The organism is Alkalihalophilus lindianensis (assembly GCF_032843265.1).
Classification (GTDB): Bacteria; Bacillota; Bacilli; order Bacillales; family Bacillaceae_D; genus Alkalihalophilus; species Alkalihalophilus lindianensis.
Genome location: NZ_JAWJBA010001033.1, coordinates 1 through 235, shown reverse-complemented (window position 1 = coordinate 235; position 235 = coordinate 1). Strand labels below are relative to the sequence as shown.

1 protein-coding gene is annotated in these 235 nt (G+C 41.3%); it reads right to left on the bottom strand.

Annotated elements, in window-relative coordinates; all coding sequences use genetic code 11:
* Positions 1-235: sigma-70 domain-containing protein (locus tag RYX56_RS25250; protein ID WP_317124501.1), on the bottom strand; the 235-nt coding region annotated here is incomplete at both ends.

Genomic DNA, 235 nt, shown 5'->3' with positions numbered 1-235 from the left:
GAAGAGGCTTGATAGCTTTTTCCCATTTCCATTGCCTCTAATACTTCTTCTTCTGAAACCTCTAAATAATCGGCGATTTCTTGGATTTTTGGGGACCGTTGATATTGGGTGGTCAGCTCGTCCACCACTTTTTTAACTTTTGGCCATAATTCTTTGATCCGCCTTGGTACATGGACGCTCCATGTTTTATCCCTCAGAAATCTCTTCATTTCGCCAATTACAGTAGGGATTAGAA